Origin of the sequence: Lacrimispora xylanisolvens (assembly GCF_002934545.1) — a bacterium.
Lineage (GTDB): Bacteria > Bacillota > Clostridia > Lachnospirales > Lachnospiraceae > Lacrimispora > Lacrimispora xylanisolvens.
Map to the genome: position 1 here is coordinate 1 of NZ_PTJA01000023.1, position 17,575 is coordinate 17,575.

Annotated in this window: 16 protein-coding genes; 4 read left to right on the plus strand and 12 right to left on the minus strand. The window is 40.1% G+C overall.

The window, feature by feature from the left end; all coding sequences use genetic code 11:
- Window positions 1–188 precede the first annotated feature (188 nt).
- From BXY41_RS26195 to BXY41_RS26215, 5 genes are all read right to left on the minus strand, one after another.
- A complete protein-coding gene (locus BXY41_RS26195) occupies window positions 189–1,166 on the minus strand; it encodes a hypothetical protein (RefSeq protein WP_104439827.1) in 978 nt (325 codons plus the stop codon).
- A gap of 125 nt (window positions 1,167–1,291) precedes the next feature.
- Window positions 1,292–1,915 (minus strand): hypothetical protein, encoded by a 624-nt coding sequence (locus BXY41_RS26200; protein ID WP_104439828.1) that lies wholly within the window; start codon window positions 1,913–1,915, stop codon window positions 1,292–1,294.
- Between the two features lie 197 nt (window positions 1,916–2,112).
- Window positions 2,113–2,505 carry a VOC family protein gene (locus BXY41_RS26205; protein WP_104439829.1) on the minus strand — a complete coding sequence of 131 codons (393 nt, stop codon included), beginning with the start codon at window positions 2,503–2,505 and terminating at the stop codon, window positions 2,113–2,115.
- A gap of 128 nt (window positions 2,506–2,633) precedes the next feature.
- Complete coding sequence (locus BXY41_RS26210) at window positions 2,634–3,176, minus strand: flavodoxin family protein (RefSeq protein ID WP_104439830.1); 543 nt, start codon at window positions 3,174–3,176, stop codon at window positions 2,634–2,636.
- 28 nt (window positions 3,177–3,204) lie between these two features.
- Complete coding sequence (locus BXY41_RS26215; protein ID WP_104439831.1) at window positions 3,205–3,708, minus strand: nitroreductase family protein; 504 nt, start codon at window positions 3,706–3,708, stop codon at window positions 3,205–3,207.
- A 122-nt stretch (window positions 3,709–3,830) separates the two neighbouring features.
- On the opposite strand from BXY41_RS26215, the gene BXY41_RS26220 reads away from it, so the two are divergent.
- Window positions 3,831–4,715 carry a LysR family transcriptional regulator gene (locus BXY41_RS26220; RefSeq protein ID WP_104439832.1) on the plus strand — a complete coding sequence of 295 codons (885 nt, stop codon included), beginning with the start codon at window positions 3,831–3,833 and terminating at the stop codon, window positions 4,713–4,715.
- A gap of 116 nt (window positions 4,716–4,831) precedes the next feature.
- Here BXY41_RS26220 and BXY41_RS26225 read toward each other — a convergent pair whose 3' ends face one another.
- The 4 genes from BXY41_RS26225 to BXY41_RS26240 all read right to left on the minus strand — a co-directional run bounded on the left by BXY41_RS26225 (window position 4,832) and on the right by BXY41_RS26240 (window position 9,938).
- Window positions 4,832–5,923, minus strand: coding sequence for a radical SAM/SPASM domain-containing protein (locus BXY41_RS26225; RefSeq protein ID WP_104439833.1), 1,092 nt, complete (start codon window positions 5,921–5,923; stop codon window positions 4,832–4,834).
- 331 nt (window positions 5,924–6,254) lie between these two features.
- Window positions 6,255–7,733 (minus strand): MFS transporter, encoded by a 1,479-nt coding sequence (locus BXY41_RS26230; RefSeq protein ID WP_104439834.1) that lies wholly within the window; start codon window positions 7,731–7,733, stop codon window positions 6,255–6,257.
- Window positions 7,734–7,776: 43 nt separating this feature from the next.
- Entirely contained in the window at window positions 7,777–9,096 is a 1,320-nt protein-coding gene (locus BXY41_RS26235; RefSeq protein WP_104439835.1) for a GntP family permease, read from the minus strand.
- Window positions 9,097–9,317: 221 nt separating this feature from the next.
- On the minus strand, window positions 9,318–9,938 hold the full coding sequence (locus BXY41_RS26240; protein ID WP_104439836.1) for a TetR/AcrR family transcriptional regulator: 621 nt from the start codon (window positions 9,936–9,938) through the stop codon (window positions 9,318–9,320).
- 200 nt (window positions 9,939–10,138) lie between these two features.
- On the opposite strand from BXY41_RS26240, the gene BXY41_RS26245 reads away from it, so the two are divergent.
- Together BXY41_RS26245 and BXY41_RS26250 are read left to right on the plus strand one after the other, a co-directional pair.
- Window positions 10,139–12,055 (plus strand): FAD-dependent oxidoreductase, encoded by a 1,917-nt coding sequence (locus BXY41_RS26245; RefSeq protein WP_104439837.1) that lies wholly within the window; start codon window positions 10,139–10,141, stop codon window positions 12,053–12,055.
- 55 nt (window positions 12,056–12,110) lie between these two features.
- Entirely contained in the window at window positions 12,111–12,854 is a 744-nt protein-coding gene (locus BXY41_RS26250) for an SDR family NAD(P)-dependent oxidoreductase (protein WP_104439838.1), read from the plus strand.
- A gap of 106 nt (window positions 12,855–12,960) precedes the next feature.
- Here the strand turns inward: BXY41_RS26250 and BXY41_RS26255 are convergent, their stop codons facing one another.
- Window positions 12,961–14,994, minus strand: coding sequence for a glycoside hydrolase family 31 protein (locus BXY41_RS26255; RefSeq protein WP_104439839.1), 2,034 nt, complete (start codon window positions 14,992–14,994; stop codon window positions 12,961–12,963).
- Window positions 14,995–15,215: 221 nt separating this feature from the next.
- Between BXY41_RS26255 and BXY41_RS26260 the strand changes: the two genes are divergently transcribed.
- Complete coding sequence (locus BXY41_RS26260) at window positions 15,216–16,094, plus strand: AraC family transcriptional regulator (RefSeq protein WP_170072609.1); 879 nt, start codon at window positions 15,216–15,218, stop codon at window positions 16,092–16,094.
- Between the two features lie 48 nt (window positions 16,095–16,142).
- On the opposite strand, the gene BXY41_RS27530 is transcribed toward BXY41_RS26260, so the two are convergent.
- Window positions 16,143–16,451 carry a DUF2834 domain-containing protein gene (locus tag BXY41_RS27530; protein ID WP_104439841.1) on the minus strand — a complete coding sequence of 103 codons (309 nt, stop codon included), beginning with the start codon at window positions 16,449–16,451 and terminating at the stop codon, window positions 16,143–16,145.
- Window positions 16,452–16,654: 203 nt separating this feature from the next.
- Window positions 16,655–17,431, minus strand: coding sequence for an SDR family NAD(P)-dependent oxidoreductase (locus tag BXY41_RS26270; RefSeq protein WP_104439852.1), 777 nt, complete (start codon window positions 17,429–17,431; stop codon window positions 16,655–16,657).
- Window positions 17,432–17,575 lie beyond the last annotated feature (144 nt).

A 17,575-nucleotide genomic window follows, 5' to 3' on the forward strand; every position in this document is an offset into this window, starting at 1 on the left:
ATGGCGAAGTCACACCTTCGCTCTTTTGCTATGCTATTTTTTATTTCAATACTATTATACACTATTTTTGACTATTTGCGGAATTTCCTATAAAGTAAATAAGCCCTTGGCACAGCCAAGGGCTTAAGATTTATAACATCAAATCATGAAGCGAAACGTTCAGGATATGAAATATTGGTGCTCTAAGCTCACAAGCTGCCTGTTAAATTACCAGATAAAGACATATTATCTGGCAGTGTCAGTTCATACATAATCGGACCGCTGAATAAATTGCCTGTCAACCGGTCAAGTTTCGGTGTGTAAAAAAAGGCTTGCATCATGGCATCAAAAAGGCATTCTGCCGCAATACCTCCTGCAAAAGCTCCAACCGCCCCCCCTAGTATACCACCTATCACAGTTCCCAGGTCTCCCATGATCCAGCCAAAAAGCAAAGTACCACCCATTTCTCCTAACAGGCCTCCTCCGAAAGCTCCTCCCACACTGACCAGAATCTCTGCTCCTGCTTGTTTTTTATCCTGTGCTTCTATCAATTGCCAGGTGATTATTCCCAGTGTGAAGACAATCAGGGCGGTACCAAAATACCGCATATATGACAAAATCTTAAGTTGATCCTTCCCTGCATTCCTCACCACATACGGCTCCAGATTAAAATTCCTATCTTTTATAAAATCATCATATGTTTTTTTATTGTAGGCAGCTGTATTTCCCCATACATCTGATGTTTTATTCGCCCATTTTTTAATAGAATTATTAATCATATCATAGAGCTCCTCATTGGGATCTATAATGTCATTTCTAAAATAAGGGTTTTTATATGTCCTGATTACAGGATCGTACTCAAATGATTTTATAGAATCACTTATTTTACTTAGATATTCTGCCCTAAGCTTAAAATTTTTAATGGTTTCATAGGAAAATACAACTCCGGCTCTGGCTGCCTGCCATATATCCTGTACCTGTGAGTTATCATTGTCTGGACTCCCAGACTGTTGTTTCTCCATCTGCAGCAAATTGTTTGCTTCTTCATAGGCCTTAGCACAATTCTTCAAATCATCAATCTGCGCCTGTGGTTTGCTGTAGCGGAACCGTTCTATGGTGTTCACTTCATTGTTATACAGAGCATCAATCAGTGTTTGAGTGTCATTAAAATCTAAGGTATCGTTCATTTTCTTCCATTCCTTCCTTATTATCTATAAGAGCATATAGCTCCTGTACATTTCGAACTTATATTAAGAAAGGTTCTGCTATTTCTCAGTTCAGAAATAGCAGAATCTTTAGCTGCCTCTATCAATCAGGCCTTTCTGATAACCTTAAATTGTGCAATGGGAGACGTAGCTGACCCTATCATGGAGCTGACAGCAAAGGTGCCGTTATCAGCATTAGAACTAATACCTGACGATGTCAGCCTGCTCTCCACCTCACTCCATGACTGTACACTCGGCCAGTAATCTTTGCTTTGAACATCAACATAAGAACTGTTGCTTCCGATATACGGATTATCCCAGGCGAACAAAAAGTCTGAGCCTGAATCTCCTCTAAAAACCACGCTTCCCACCGAACCAGTAAAGATTCCTGCCTTTACATGCAAAAATACACTGTATTCTCCATTGGCTATTGTTGTATCAAAGGGATATTTTTCAGTCTCACCTGACCAGTTCCTATTGGCCTGATACCTTAGTGTCTCACCACTGGCATTGAATATCATTACCAATGTGCTCGCCCCTTGTCCATACTCATTCTTCATGGCATTGACAGCCTTTGTAGCTGCCATCTGTAACGAATCTCCTCTGGAATCGGTTGCCGTCAGCTGCTGCATGGCTACCTTAGATAAAATAAGCGGTGTTATATTTGGTTCTTTTACATATTGCGGATAACTTTTTACTACATCACTATTAACTTCACTTCCTATTATCATTTTGTATCCCCCTAGTTTTCTTGATAATATAAATTATGCTATACTAGTCCCAGTGGTGTATTAGATCCTTTGTATGCAAAAATCCCGGATAGCCATCTTGCCAGCCACCCGAGATACCTATTTATTATTCTATCAATGGATTTGATAATGCCATCTTTCATTAGATGAGGCCAGTGCTTAGCAACACTGTATTTTTTCTATACTGAGATATACCAGTATACGCCGAACTTATCAATGACCTCCGCACAGCAGGAACTCCATGGAAGGGCCCCCAGCTCTAATAGCACCCTTCCATCCTCCGCTAACATCTCATATGCCCTTTTTACTTCTTCTTCACTCTCAAAGTTAATACCATAGCTCATGGTTGGGCGAGATCCTTCTAATGATGATGTGAGCATGATATTAACAAAGTTATCATTATGTGATTCACTGACAGCAAATATCTCTTGTCCGTTTTTAAGTAATGACGCATGCATAAATGTTCCATCCTGAAATTTCTCATGGTATCCCAAGGTTAGTCCAAATGCTTCTGTGTAAAGTGCCACAGCTTCAATGGTATTTTTTATATATAAGGTTGCTCCTAGTTTCATCCTGTACACTCCTTCATGAATCAGATTTTATAAAGACGGACATCTACGACTATTGTATAATCAAGTATTTATAATATCAAATACAATTTTTGTTATATCCTCATTACTTTCTTTCCTGTCATTTTACTTCATTGAATGCTCTTTCCTAAATCCCTTGCTGCCGCCAGGCTTGAAAGACCTTTAATGTCCCCTTTTTCCATAACTTCAGATTGAGTCACGATCCCGAAGTCCATCCACCCCATATACTTGATTATAGCTTTATAATGGCTAATCGTTGGTTCTACCGCCTCAGTATCCGTGTCGCCATATACTGAAAGCAACGCTGCAGCTGTTATAGGCATCGGTTTCGCCGTACCCACATTCATTCTGTCTATTACAGATTTTATTTGTCCTGTCATACCATGCCAATAAACAGGACTAGCTAATACTAACATATCAGCGTTATATAAAGCATGGTATATTTCCTGCATGTTATCTTTTATTGCACATTCTCCCAAATGAGTAAAACAATACTTGCAATCGGTACATCCGGTGATTTTCATTCTACCCACATTAAATTTAGTAACGCTATTCCCGCCAGATTCCGCCCCCTGAATAAATGCATCTATTAAAAGATCCGTGTTTCCATTTTTTCTTGGACTTCCATTTATTACAACAATTCTTTTAGACATGACCAATTCCCCTTTCAATGTTCCAATATTACCATCTTTCGTAATGGACTTTTTCCGTGTGATATCGATCTATAAATTGATTCTTATGTCTCTCTGGATAACCAATTGCAATCAATGCAAACGGTTTGATATTTGATGGTAGTTGGTACATCTCCCGCACATAACTGATAGCAGAATCTACCGATGAGATACTCATCCACACTGCTCCCAGTTCCAAATGGACAGCTTCTAATAAAATATTTTGAGCCGCAGCACTCATGTCCAACATCCAATCTGGTTCATATCTGAATTTTTTGCTATCAGCCACTAAAATAAGTGTTAACCCAGAATTCAAAACCGGTCTCGCATCTGGCATCGCCTGGGACAGTTTCTGTAGAGATGTTTTATTTTCAACAACAATAAACTCCCATGGCTGTTGATTTACCGCTGATGGTGCCTGCATAGCTGCCCGTAACAATTTATCTGTTTTTTCTTTCTCCACAGGTATGTTTTTAAATTCCCGAATACTTCTACGAATAAATATTTCTTTCACATCACTACCTCCATTTGTGTTTGTTATCGAGATGTGATATCATGTTAACACGATTTGTTTAATAGGTAAAATCAATTGTTTTCATTGATACAATCGAATAATCAGATGGAAGGTGCAATATTATGGATATACGTTTAATTATCGCATTTGTAACTGTGGCTACGCTGCATAACTTCACAAAGGCAGCAGACCGGCTTGGATATGCTCAATCATCTATTACCTCCCAAATTCAACTATTGGAGAAAGAATTAGGGGTGAAATTATTTGATAGATTAGGAAAGAAGATCTGTCTTACACCCGAAGGTGAACAGTTCCTTATAGATGCAAGGCAACTTCTTTTTTTATGGGAAAAGTCAAAAAGCTCTCTCTCTTTATTAAAGTCTCCACATGGTAATTTAACGATTGGTGTAAATGAATCCATCTGTTCTGTTAAATTGCCTAAATTATTAGAAGAATATCGCAAACAGTATCCAGAGGTTAATTTTAATATAAAAATCGGTTCCGCCAATGAATTGGAAACGTGGTTAAAAGAAAATCAAATTGATGTAGCCGTATTATTGGACAAGCAATGGAATGTTCCAGAGATAACAGTACAATTATGTCAAGAAGAACCATTATGCCTTTTTGTTTCCCCGGATCACCCTTTAGCTGGTGCAGACAACGTACTTCCTCACGATGTATCAAGTCATCCTATGCTTTTAATATCGAATAGTAGTTGCTGGAAAAATATTTTTCAGGAGGTTATGGAAGAAGCGAATGAACCATTTAGAATTATGTTGGAAACCGCCAGCATCTCTGACCTGAAGCAATTTGCTGTACGGGGCTTTGGAATAGCAGTATTGCCCTTGTATGCCGTAAACGAGGAACTAGAATCCAATCAGCTTTCTATGATTAATTGGAACGGGGGGAATTTAAAACTGTTTACTCAGGTTGTTCACCATAGAGATAAATGGCTCTCTCCTTCATTAGAAGCATTTTTACAAATATGCGCAGAGGTTAAATGGTGATAAAAGTTTCCGCAAACCATTTAAGTCCAATGAAACATATATGGAAAGCATTAAATGCGGCTCTCAGTAGGGGAATAGAGAGTCGCATTAATTCAGTCTGTATTATACTTTAGCACTTAAATCTGTAACAGTGCTTCTACCTGCTCTCTCCGCTCAAATAGGACACAGCCACCTTCATGTTCTTCCATCAGCACATTTTCCCTCTGTAAATTTTGGAATAGTTTAGAATTCAATGCTTCTCTAACTGATGTATCTCTGACATTCATATCCGAATATGGTGAAAACGGACATGGCTCTGCTCCACCATGGAAATTAATGTGAAAGAATCCTCTTCCTGCTGCAAGGCATCCGCCAGATGTCTTCTCATCTCCGGGAAATGAAATAAATACCATCTTATCATACGATTGTCTGATCTCATTCAGTTTGTCTTTCAAATATTCTCGTTCTTCATCTCCTGGTGCCAGCTCTGTTGCCTCTTTGGTAACAGGAACAAATTCCACATAAAATACGACTTTACAGCCATTCTCTTCAAGTTGGTAAAGAAACTCTTTTGATGTCACTTCTTTCAGATTCGCAGTTGTCACAGTAACCGAAGCTCCAAACAGCACTTTATTCTTCTTCATTAAATCCATAGCACAAGTTAGCTTCTGATATACGCCTTCCCCTCGTCGTTCATCTGTCTTCTCCTCACGTCCTTCAATACTGAGAATAGGAACAAGGTTGCGAAATTTTTTCAGTAACACTATGTAAGAGTCATTGATCATTGTTCCATTTGTAAAAATGGGAAATATTATTTCTGGTATTTCACCTGCTGCTGTAATTACATCCTTTCGTATCATTGGTTCTCCACCTGCCAATAGAATAAATCCAATTCCAAGATCACGGGATTCTATAAATATTCTTTTCCATTCCTCATCCGTCAGCTGGCAAACCGGAGCCGAATCAACACAAGCCTGATTTGTACGAGCATAGCAGCCTGTACAATGCAGGTTACATTTGCTTGTAATACTCGCAATTAAAAATGGAGGAATATGCTCCCCATTTTTCTCGGCCTGCGCCCTTTTCTTTGAGGCTTCCTTGCTGCTAAATGCATATTTTGCCATAAAGATACTCTCTTGTGGATTAGATAAGGTGGCCTTTATCGCGCCTTTCACGATATTTTCAACGCCTCCTGTCAGATATTTTTCCAGATTAAATTCCAGTACCATTTACTTTTCCTCCTGTTTTACAATTGCCTCGGCATCGACCTGTTATAATATTTACTTTTCCCGACTTAAAAGGAAAATGGCGTACTTTTCCGTTTTATTCATATAGCACAAGCTAACGTATCTGCATTATGGTCTCATCCCCAATTTAATATATGCATTAAATTATTTTGTATTAAAAAATAGACTCCCAAAATTATTTATATAAAATCTGGGAGTCTGTACTCTATTGATATGCAAAATGATCTTCTTATAAATCTTACAAATATAGAAACCGTTTATAGTTCTATTTATATTTTAGCACGTGGTCATTCTATAGTCAAATTAATCAGCTCTATATTGCACCATTCTCTTTGATCTTACTATTCAAGAGCAGTGCCGCAACGACACCCAGCAAACCACAAAGTCCAGCGACTAACATAGCTGTCTCATATCCCGTCGCGCGAGCAGCCAGATCTTCCATTCCAGCCGAAACTTTGGATGCAGCCACTGCATTGCTGATTGCCTGCATAATTGCAAGCCCAACGCTTCCGGCGATACAGATTGCAATATAAGCTACCGCATTGCCATCTGCGATCCTACTTTTCGGCAGGTACTCATCTGCGGCATTATAGCATAGCGTAACAAGACAGCAGTGTCCAAGACCACCGAAGGCTGAGATGAAGAAGATTAAGCCTAAGCTAGTGGTTGGTGACAGTGTTATCCCATAAAAGAAGGCGTTCAGTGCAACAAGCAGTGTGCACATTGCCAGAAGTCCTTTGCTCTTGCCCCACTTCTTATAAAGTGCACCATAAATAGGACTCATAACGAGAGTTCCAATGGAGAATACCGTAAAAGGCAGCGCCGACATTGCTGCTGTTGTACCCATAACCACCTGCATGTAATAGATAACAAACACAAACTGCCCCATGCATGCTGCGCATCCAAAAAATGACTGAATAAAGATGTAAGCTACATTTCGATTGTCCTTAAATAGTCTAACAGGGAATATCGCGTCGGAACCAAGTCGCATCTCTACTATTATGAATGCTGCCAGCCCTAAGAGACCTACGATTAGAAGAGTAATAATTCTAGGACTGGTCCAACCCCATGAGTTTCCAAAATTACATGCAAGTACGATACAGCTGATCCAAATTATGAAAATTAAGGTACCAATCGAATCAAACCTCCGTGGAGTGTAATTTCTTTGCTGCGTATTTGACGGTGTCATCGCCAGAGTTAAAACAAGACCGATTGCCTGAATGACTGTCATAATATAGTAGACCGATTGCCATCCCATTCGATCGACTAGCAAACCAGCCAGAGTTGGAACTATAATTGCAGCAATTCCCTGTGTGATTCCAATGGTTGAAAGCCACATAGCTCGTTTTGACGGCGGCCAGATCTTGTTCATCAAGCTAATCATATTGCTGATCAGTCCCGCATTACCAATTCCCTGTAGCATTACTATGATTAGGAACATGGGGAGGTTACTTGCCAACAGAGTACCAAAATTACATAAAATCACGATAATAAGCGAACCGCCCATGATCTTCCTGATTCCCCATTTAGGAATCAGTCGTGCCGAAACGGAAGTGGCCACCACCATAACTGCGGTCTGCAATGCTTTTCCTGCAGAGTAATATTCTCCTGCATTCCAGTCAGCCATGATATAAGCGGTACACATACTAAAAGCACGCATATAGAAATGGATTCCAAAAAAGCCCACAAGAAGCGAAATCGTAACCATCGCTCTTTTCTTTGGCTCTATGTATACTAAAACATCATTGTCGTCATTTGATCCTTTCAATGCTCCCGCATATTGATCAGACATATTTTTTCCTCCTGTAATATAATAGATTTAAGTGATGTCTCAACTAAGGCAAATAAGGAAACAGCTGCATGAAAATTGCACAAACCGCCGTACCACAGAGGGTGGCTACACAGCTGGATACAAAAATCGGCGGATACCCATCTTTCAGCTTGAGATCAGCTATTTCCATGTTGATTACTACTGCTGATGACCAGGGAAGCTCATCAATAATGGAGCTTGCAAAGCAAGATACTCTATGGATATATGCCAGACTGAGCCCTGCTTTCTGGCATCGTTCCATAACCAGTGGAACTGCAATTCGAATAGAGGAGGAAGAACTTCCCGTGATGGCGGCTATTAAACAAACAGATAGGATTAAGATGAATCCTACAGGCACATTTAAATTAAAAATACCGTCAATCATACTCTGAAATTCAGGCAAAGTCTGAACGACCGCTGTAAATCCCACAATTGAAGCAACGGAGCCAGTAGGAATAAACGCCATTTTTCCTCCTATCGACACGCTTTCCTTCAATTCACTCATTCCACCAAGATACGGGTAAAACAATATCACCGAAACCATCCAGCTGATCATCGTTGCGGTAAAAATATCAAGTGCAAAAAAGTTGAATAGTAACAGAAGCAGAAGAAGCGGAGCAAAGGCTTTCATAAATCCTGGTCTTGGCTTGTCTTCTATAGGCAGTAGATCCTTCGGTCCATACTCAAATCTGGCCCCCCGTTTCACATCATTTTTAATCATCAGGGTCAAAAGTGAGGTGGTGACAATAATTTCAACAATGATGGCAACAATACCTCCATAAAACCCCGAATAAGACGGAGTGCCTAATATTTGCATTGCCAGTATGTTTACGATTTCTGCTGATCCTGGTCCCGTCATGGCAAACGTATAAACTCCGCAGGTCAGAATCCCCATTACAAAACGTTTTGGAATATCCGCTCTCTCCATGATGCGTAGTGCGATTGGGTAGGTGGCAATTAAGGTAACCAGTGAGTTCATACCGCAATAGCAGACAATACCACTAACAGCAATCAGTGCAAGAATTGCAGAAATGTATTTTCGAGTCTGAGACGATCCCTCCTTAAACATTGCATTTGCCATTTTATCTGCTATGGTGATAACCGCTCCGGATCTGCTAAACACCTGAGCCAAAAGACTACCGGAAAAAATTGCAGGAAATAGTGCCAGAAACATATCGCAGAATTTAACAAAATATGTATTAGACATTGTTTCGCTATACGGTAACCCGTTCAGAACAATTACCACTGCTGCTGCTGCAATCCCGACGATCAGGGGGCTCCAATTCCTCATCATCAAAATCATTACAATGGCAATGCCAATAAAAATGCTAATATACCCCAACATATATACTTTTCTCCTATTCTTGATGCCAGATGGATTTTTAGCACTTACACTTTGTTTTTTTAGTACCTCGGTTCTATTTCACAGCTATATCATACCAATAAATAAAAAATTGTCAATTGTTTTTGTTAAATTTTTAGCAATTTTTTTTTAAATGCTTTCAGTTTCTCAAAAATCCCATAAAAAAAAGCTGCAACATTTGCAGCTTCTTTCATAAGACTATATTATTTCTTCTCCTGATCATTCGTTTCCTCAAAACTGATGGTATGGGCTTTCACCGGAAGCAGTAGCCCGTTGAATAAATTTTTAAACTTCTCTTGAAGACAGAATCCGCCCTGCCCTGCAGCCCAGGAATAGACGATGCCGCGGGAGCCATAATATAAGGCTTCTGCTATTTGCTCCGGCTGTGACATGTTCTGAATCTCTCCGGATTTCTGAGCTTTTTCAATGAGGATCACCACTGTATTGAATAAAATCAGGTACTTTGGAAAGTCTGTCTCATCACAAGTGCTCAAAAACGTGCGGTAAACTTGTCCCACCACGGACGAACCGTATTCATTATTTTTTTTAATATAAGAATTAAAAATTGCCCATAACTGCAAAATATTTGACTCCAGTGCCAAAATTTCTGCAAAATTTTCTTGGGTTGTTCGGGATGTCTGTTCGGTAAATTCTTCGATCAGCGATTCCTTTGATGGGAAATGATAATAGAATGTGCTTTTCGTAATTTTCGAGTTTTGACATATTTCCTGAATCGTTACATTATCATAACCCTCTTCCCGAAACAACTTCAATGCACACTCCACGATCCTTCTATGTGTCTTGTTGTTAATTGATTTTGACATAAATCCTCCTAAAAAAAGATTGACAAAAAAAAGATAAAGTAATATCCTTAGTACTGTTATACTATTTTTTATTACCTCGGTACTATTTTTTCACACTTTTATTTAATTTTTTTTCAAATACCACGGCGGTACTCTGCCGTCGCACCTACATTTTATAATATCCAAACAAATAAATCAACAAAAGGAGGAATAGTAATCCTATGTTACTTTTTCAAGAAGGTAAAATTCGTAATTTGACAATTAAAAATAGAATTGCATTAGCCCCTATGGGGCAGCCAGCAGATATTGATGGTGGCTTCACACAAAGCAATATTGATTACTTGGTAGAACGAGCGAAAGGCGGCGTCGGTTTAATCATCACCGGCTGCACAGTCTGCAGCGATGAGTATGAACCCAGACCCTGTAATATGCACAATAACTTTCATCAAAATGACCGGTTAGGAACTCTGGCAGACCAGGTTCATATGTACGGCTCAAAGTTGTGCTTACAGCTCTCTCCGGGTATTGGGAGAATGAGTTTCATTGATCCCTTTACGCCACCATACTCTTCAAGTCCCGTCCCCAGCTACGCGTTTCCTGACTTAATCTGCCGTGAAATGCCAGTAGAAGGGATTAAGAAGCTGGTAAAAGCCATGGGATATTCTGCTCAGCTGGCGATGAGAGCAGGTGTGGACATGGTTCAGGTTCATGCCTACGGAGGTTATTTAATTGACCAGTTTACATCTGCGTATTGGAACAAAAGAACAGACGAATACGGCGGCAGCTTTGAAAACAGAACCCGATTTCTAAGGGAGATCATCGAAGAGATCAGAAAAATGTGCGGATCCAGATTTCCTATCTCTGTAAAACTTACCATTGATAGTGTAGATGGACCAGAACGACCCCTGGAAGAAGGTTTAGCCGTTGCAAAGATGCTTGATGAGATGGACGTTGATTTACTTCACGTGGGGCGTGGCGCGTACAATTGCAGATGGCGTATGGTCAGTAGTGTATACCAAGAACCAGGATTTGATATTGAGGCGGTAAAGCAGATCAAGAAAATAGTTAAAAATATGCCAGTTATGGTTCATGGTAAATTAGATGGTGCCAATATTGCGGAAAAGGCTTTGGCAGAAAATGCTGCTGATTTTATAGCAATCGGTCATGGCTTGCTGGCAGACCCCCATTGGCCAAACAAAACCAAAAACAATCGCCTTGACGAAATCATTCCTTGTATTGGCTGCGGAGAATGTCATTATAATGCCATGAACGGAAAAATTCTTTCCTGTGCTGTCACTCCAACAACCGGCTACGAAAAGGAATATGCCCTCTCTCCCGCTACGGAGAACAAACGTATTTTGGTAATAGGAGGAGGTCCCGGGGGAATGAAAGCAGCCATTACTGCTGCTCAAAGAGGCTTTCAGGTAACCCTGTGGGAAAAGAATACTTATCTTGGTGGTGAAATGACTGTTGCAGGAGCTCCTAGATTTAAGAAAGATGTTGCATCCCACGTAGAATACCTGGTTCGCCAGATCTATAAGCATGCAATAGATTTGAGATTAGGCTTCCATGCAGGAATAGAAGATGTCACTAAATTCAACCCTGATTTTGTAGTAGTAGCCACCGGTGCAGAACCAATTATGATAAAGGTTCCTGGATATGATAAGGCACATGTGACGTTAGCAGAAGATGTTTTGCTTCATAAAAAAAATATCGGTAATCAGGTAGTTGTAGTCGGCGGCGGTCTGGTAGGCTGTGAAACAGCTGTAGAGTTATCAATGCAGGGGCATGATGTCACAATTATAGAGATGATGGATGGAATATTAAAAACTGCCTCACATTTCGTAGCAAATGATCAGAACCTTCGATATCTGGTACAGCAATCTGGATTAAAGATACTTTCCAGTGCAAAGCTTACCGAAATTATGGATGATGCCATCCTTTACGAAAAAGACGGACAGCTACAGAAAGTCTCATGTGACAGCGTAGTCTTTGCTGTTGGATTCCGCTCCAATCAAGACCTGTACAATCAGATCAAGAATGCAGGCTTTGAATCTGTGGTAATCGGTGACAATATCCAGCCAGGAAAAATCCTCGATGCGATTCATCAAGGGTATCATTCTATCCGCGTTCTATAAAAACATAACTTCAATAGCATAATTATTGTTTTTTAAGGAAGGAGCATTTAGAAAAATGAATAGTGAAAAATACGGAATTGTTACCGGTGCTTCACGAGGCCTTGGTAAACAAATGGCCATTGAGCTTGCAAGAGAGGGCTATGACGTTATCTTTACATATAATTCAAATGTCAGTCTTGCAGAAGGTGTCAAGAAAGATTTGTCAGAACGTTTCGGTGTCAGGGTAGAAATTTTTCCGTTACAGGTTGAAAGCGCTAAAGGTGTTCAGGAACTCTATCAGTTCGCAGTAAGCACATTCGGAGAAAACCTGCATGTACTAATTAATAATGCGGGAATTTACCAAAATGTCAACCTGGTTGATATGGATCCTAAAGATTTTGATGCAGTAATTGATACGAATTTAAAGGGTACTTTCTATATGTGCCACTACTTCACTCCGCTGATGATAAAGCAGCATTACGGCAGGATCATTAATGTTTCCTCTGCCGTTGGTCTGCGTGGAATGCCAGGCTGTACCGCATATGCTGCTTCAAAATTCGGCATTAGAGGGTTAACCCAGTCCCTTGCCTGCGAACTTGGGCCTCATAACATTACAGTAAATGCGATTGCCCCCGGATCTCATAAAACCGACATGTACTATAGTGCTCCCCCGGAAGTTATGGAAGCAAGACTGAAAAGCACCCCCCTGCAGCGAGCAGGAGATTTGGAAGAAATGGATCTTTTAGTTCGCTACTTCATCTCTTCCAACTTCACCACCGGACAGATTATCTCAGACAATGGCGGAACAACAATGGTTTAACAAAACCGAATGCAAGCAACAGAGAACTCCTCCTTATCATGCCACGATAAGGAGGAGTTCTTATTGTGGTTTAATCTACATGTAGAAAGGACTATGGCTTTGAGCCTTATAAGCCGATTGCCTTGCGCTCAAATACCGGAGTATATTCAATTGGCGCATCAACTGCTACCGTTAAGCCGCCGGTATACGTTTCTCCTGTAGAGGTCAAGATCCACTCACCGTCAGGGAGATATACGTCTCTCTTGAATTCATTTAGATGAAGAATCGGCGCTACAAGATATTTTTCACCAAACATATACTGATCCTGAAGTTCCCAACATTTTTCATCTTCCGGAAATTCATAGAACATAGTACGCATCAGGGGCGAGCCATTCCTATGAGCCTCTTCATAAAGTTTTTTAATATATTCATGCATACTGATACGGATATCGTAGTATTTCTTCATAATCTTATAATTGTCTTCTCCATAACTCCAAAGCTCATTTGGCTGGCCTGTATGAAGGTAGCCGCCACCCCAGTCCCTGTTATCCAGCGGTGGAATGTTGTAAGGGCCTCTGTCCCCGTGCATACGCATTACAGCTGAATATACAGCAAACTGATACCAACGTATCAGGAGATTTTTAAAATCAGGATCATTAACATCCTCTGTCATAAAACCGCCAATATCTGTGGTCCACCAAGGGATGCCTGCAAGTCCCATGTTCAGTCCGCACTGTAACTGGTCTGCGAAGGCCTCAAATGTACTTGGCACGTCACCGGACCAAACTACATTGCCGTACTTCTGGGAGCCGGCCCAAGCACAACGAAGAAGATTTACAACAGGCCTATTTTCCTTACTCATTTCGTCATAGAATAAGCGGCTGTACATCTGCGGATACATATTGCTGATACTAAGTGCCGGTCCGTCACAATATCTGTAATTTTCAAAATCATACACACCATAATCCGGTTCGGAGTTATCCAGCCAGAAAGCATCAATGCCTAAATCGTAATAATTTTTCTTGCACACTTCCCATACATACTTACGTGTCTCGGGATTGAAAGGGTCTATTTCCACACAGTCTCCCTGATAATCATAGGTTTGAGCAGCACCACGCTCTGTCTTAATCAAAAGGCCTCTTTCCATCATCGGACCAAAGTTTTCACTCTTACGGTCCACAGAAGGCCACACTGATACGATAACCTTAATTCCCATAGCATGGAGTTCATCTACCATAGCCTTAGGATTGGGCCAGTACTGCGTATCGAATTTCCAATCGCCCTGTACGGTCCAATGGAAAAAGTCTATGACAATCTGGTCAATCTTTATGTCTTCCTTCTGATACTGCCTGGCAACTGTCAGAACCTCATCCTGAGTTCTGTAACGCAGCTTGCATTGCCAAAGCCCCATCAGATCTTCCGGAAAACTATCAGCATGACCTGTAACTGCGGTATAGTTTGCCAAAATCTGCTTTGGTGAATCTGCTACAGTGATCCAGTAATCCATCTCCTTTGTAGAGCTGGCAATCCACTCGGTATAATTCTTACCAAAGGTTACACGGCCAACTGCCGGATTGTTCCAAAGGAAGCCATAGCCTAGGGAAGATACCGCAAAAGGAACTGAGATCTGGGAATTACGCTGTGCCAGTTCCAGGACACAGCCCTTTAAGTCCATATCATTTTGCTGATATTGGCCCATACCAAAGATTTTCTCACCTTTATTACTTTCAAATTTTACATTTAAGGAATAATCGGTTCCACCAATAATTCCCTTCCACTGGCGGTTAATCACTTTTAAGCAACGGCTCTCTTTGGAAATGGTTCCGTCATACATACGGTAATATTCACGCAGGAACAGCTTGTCGTCTTTATAAAATGAAATGATACCCACAAAATTTACAACTACTTTAATATGACCATTGGTAATTGAAGCAACTTCCCTTTGATCAATCGTTCCATCTCCTACCCAATGATTTTCCTTTTCAATTTTTACACTGCTATGTATGGTCTCAATATTTTCTGTCAATGCCCAGTCATTTCCATTAAACTTGCCAAGCATGGTGGTACGTATTCTGACAGAATCCTTACTCCAAGGTTCAATTCGTCCCATTTCGCCATTATGGTAAAATACCAATGCTCCATTGTCATTTAAAAATTTCATAGTACCCCCTCCTGCAGATCAATTGATTTTTGGGATTACAATGATATAATACTCTATAGATGATAGCATTTCTTCTCATATACTATCTTTTTTTGATACTATTCTATGATTTAAATTATTATTCAGATTTTTATTCATGGAGGATGTGTTTGAAAGTTCCTTTTAAACGACTTATTAATGCAGTACCGCAGGCTTGCTTGCGATATGCACGGGGTATAAATATGAAATATACAATTGCTGCATCTCAAAGTAATAAAGAACAGCGCCAGCACAGTTCCTCTCTGGTTCCCTACAGTGTTTATGATTGCCTTATACCGGATTTTTTTCCTAACGTACCCATGCACTGGCACAACGAATTTGAAATTGATTATGTATTGCAGGGAAAGGGAGATTTTATCTGTGGAGACCAACACTTTTCTGTAAACTCCGGGGATGTGGTTTTGATTTCTCCCAATATGCTGCATGCCGCCTATCCTTCTTCCAACATGAATCTGCATTATATTGCCTTTGTATTTCATGCCAGTATGCTTGGACTGGAAAGCAATGATCGCAGCAGTACCCATTGTATACGACCGCTAATTACTGGACAACTGCGGGTAAATATGAAATATGACTTAAGCCACCCGGATTATTCGGTGATCCGTTCCCTGACAGAATCACTCATAAGCTGTGCTAACAAAAGCAATGCTTATGATGATCTTTTACTAAAAAGTAATCTATTGGAGCTTTGCTGGTATTTTGAAAAAAAAGAAAATTTATCTTCGTCCCGGGACGATGAAATCAGTTATTCTTCCCTAATTCGTCCTGCTCTGGAGTATATGACCTATCACTATATGAATTCCATTACGATTAAGGAGCTTGCAGCTCAATGCACCATTAGTTCAAGTCACTTCATGAACTGCTTTAAAAGAGCGGTTGGCTGCAGTGCAATTGAATTTCTGACCCATCTCAGGATTAAAGCTGCTTGCACAGCACTGACAGAGACAGAGGATGACATATCAGCAATCTCCTGCAACTGCGGTTTTAACAACCTGTCTAATTTTAATAAGCAATTCAAGCAACTTACAGGATGTTCGCCTCGGGAATACCGTAAACGATGAAATTCCTCACCCCGCCTTTCACAGTGGAGTAAGGAATTTATTCCTCTTTCATCGTCTTTTGTTCTCGCGTAAATATAGATAGAATGGGACTGAAAAAGATAAACCTATGCAGAAATTACCCACGAAAGGTATCCACCATAATTTAATGCCATTTTTCTTATGATCAACAAAGATGAACACGAGCCAAACCAACCATGTAATAATAAAATCGGCAGCAAAAAATTTGGAAATTGATGTGGATAACCATTCACTAACGAAAAGGGGTAAGTTTAGCCCATTTGTAAGCATCCACGGCACAAAAATAGTAAATGGAATGATTGTGCCAAGAACAGAGAGTATTATGTAAATTTTTTTCATAAATTACCATCCTTTACAATGAATTTAACTTTTTGATCAACAAGTTAAATTTATTGTACTTTCCCCAAAGCCGAAAGTCAATCGATGTAATACCTCACAATCAAAGGGACGTCAAACTTTCCCAGCCGTTTCCTGTCCATTAACACATGGACTATATTGAAAATCAGAGAATAATTAGTATACCAAATTAAAATTGCTCAATCTTATACAAGAGCTCCACCGCCATCTACGATTATGAACTGGCCCTGAACATAACTGGAACTATCACTGGAAAGATAGAGAACTGTACCATTTAATTCCCCTTTTCTTCCCGGACGTCCTGCAGGATTCATTGTATTATATTGGTTTAGAAAATTTTCCGACTTAAATAAAGTTTCACTCGTCATTTCGCTTTCAAAAAGAGCCGGTCCAATGGCATTCACAGTGATACCGTATTTGGCATAAGAAGCTGCCATAGCTCTTGTTAATCCAACCACTGCAGCTTTGGAAGAATTATAGGAATGTCTGATAAATACATCAAATTTATCTGCAACAACTGCATTTACGGATGCAATATTAACAATTTTACCATAACCTCTTTCCTTCATCTTTGGAAGTACATATTTGCTTGCTAAAAAGATTCCCTTCACATTCGTATCAAAGGATTTATCCCAATCTTCTACAGACATACTGTCGACTCCACCACCAACAGCAACTCCTGCATTATTTAACAAAATGTCTATGTACCCGAAGGTATCAAGCACAGATTGCATTGCTGTTTTTACACTTTCCTCATTTGAAACATCGCATCCTACAGCGATTGCCTTTCTGCCTGTTTTCTCAATTTCTGCTTTAACTATGTTTAACTTTTCAATACGTCTTGCCAGTAATGCAACGTCCGCTCCTGCTTTTGCATAGGCTAGTGCCGCATCTGCACCAAGCCCTGAACTGGCTCCTGTTACTACAGCTACTTTTCCTGTTAAGTCAAAAAAATTTTCCATATTTAAATTCATCCTTCCTTTTTATCAATTGAGATCGGCCTGTTATGCAGTACGGTCATATCTTCAACTATTCTAATATTTTGACTAAATTTATTTTATGTACTAACAGACTTTTCTATGAATAAGCAAGGCGAAGAATTAGCT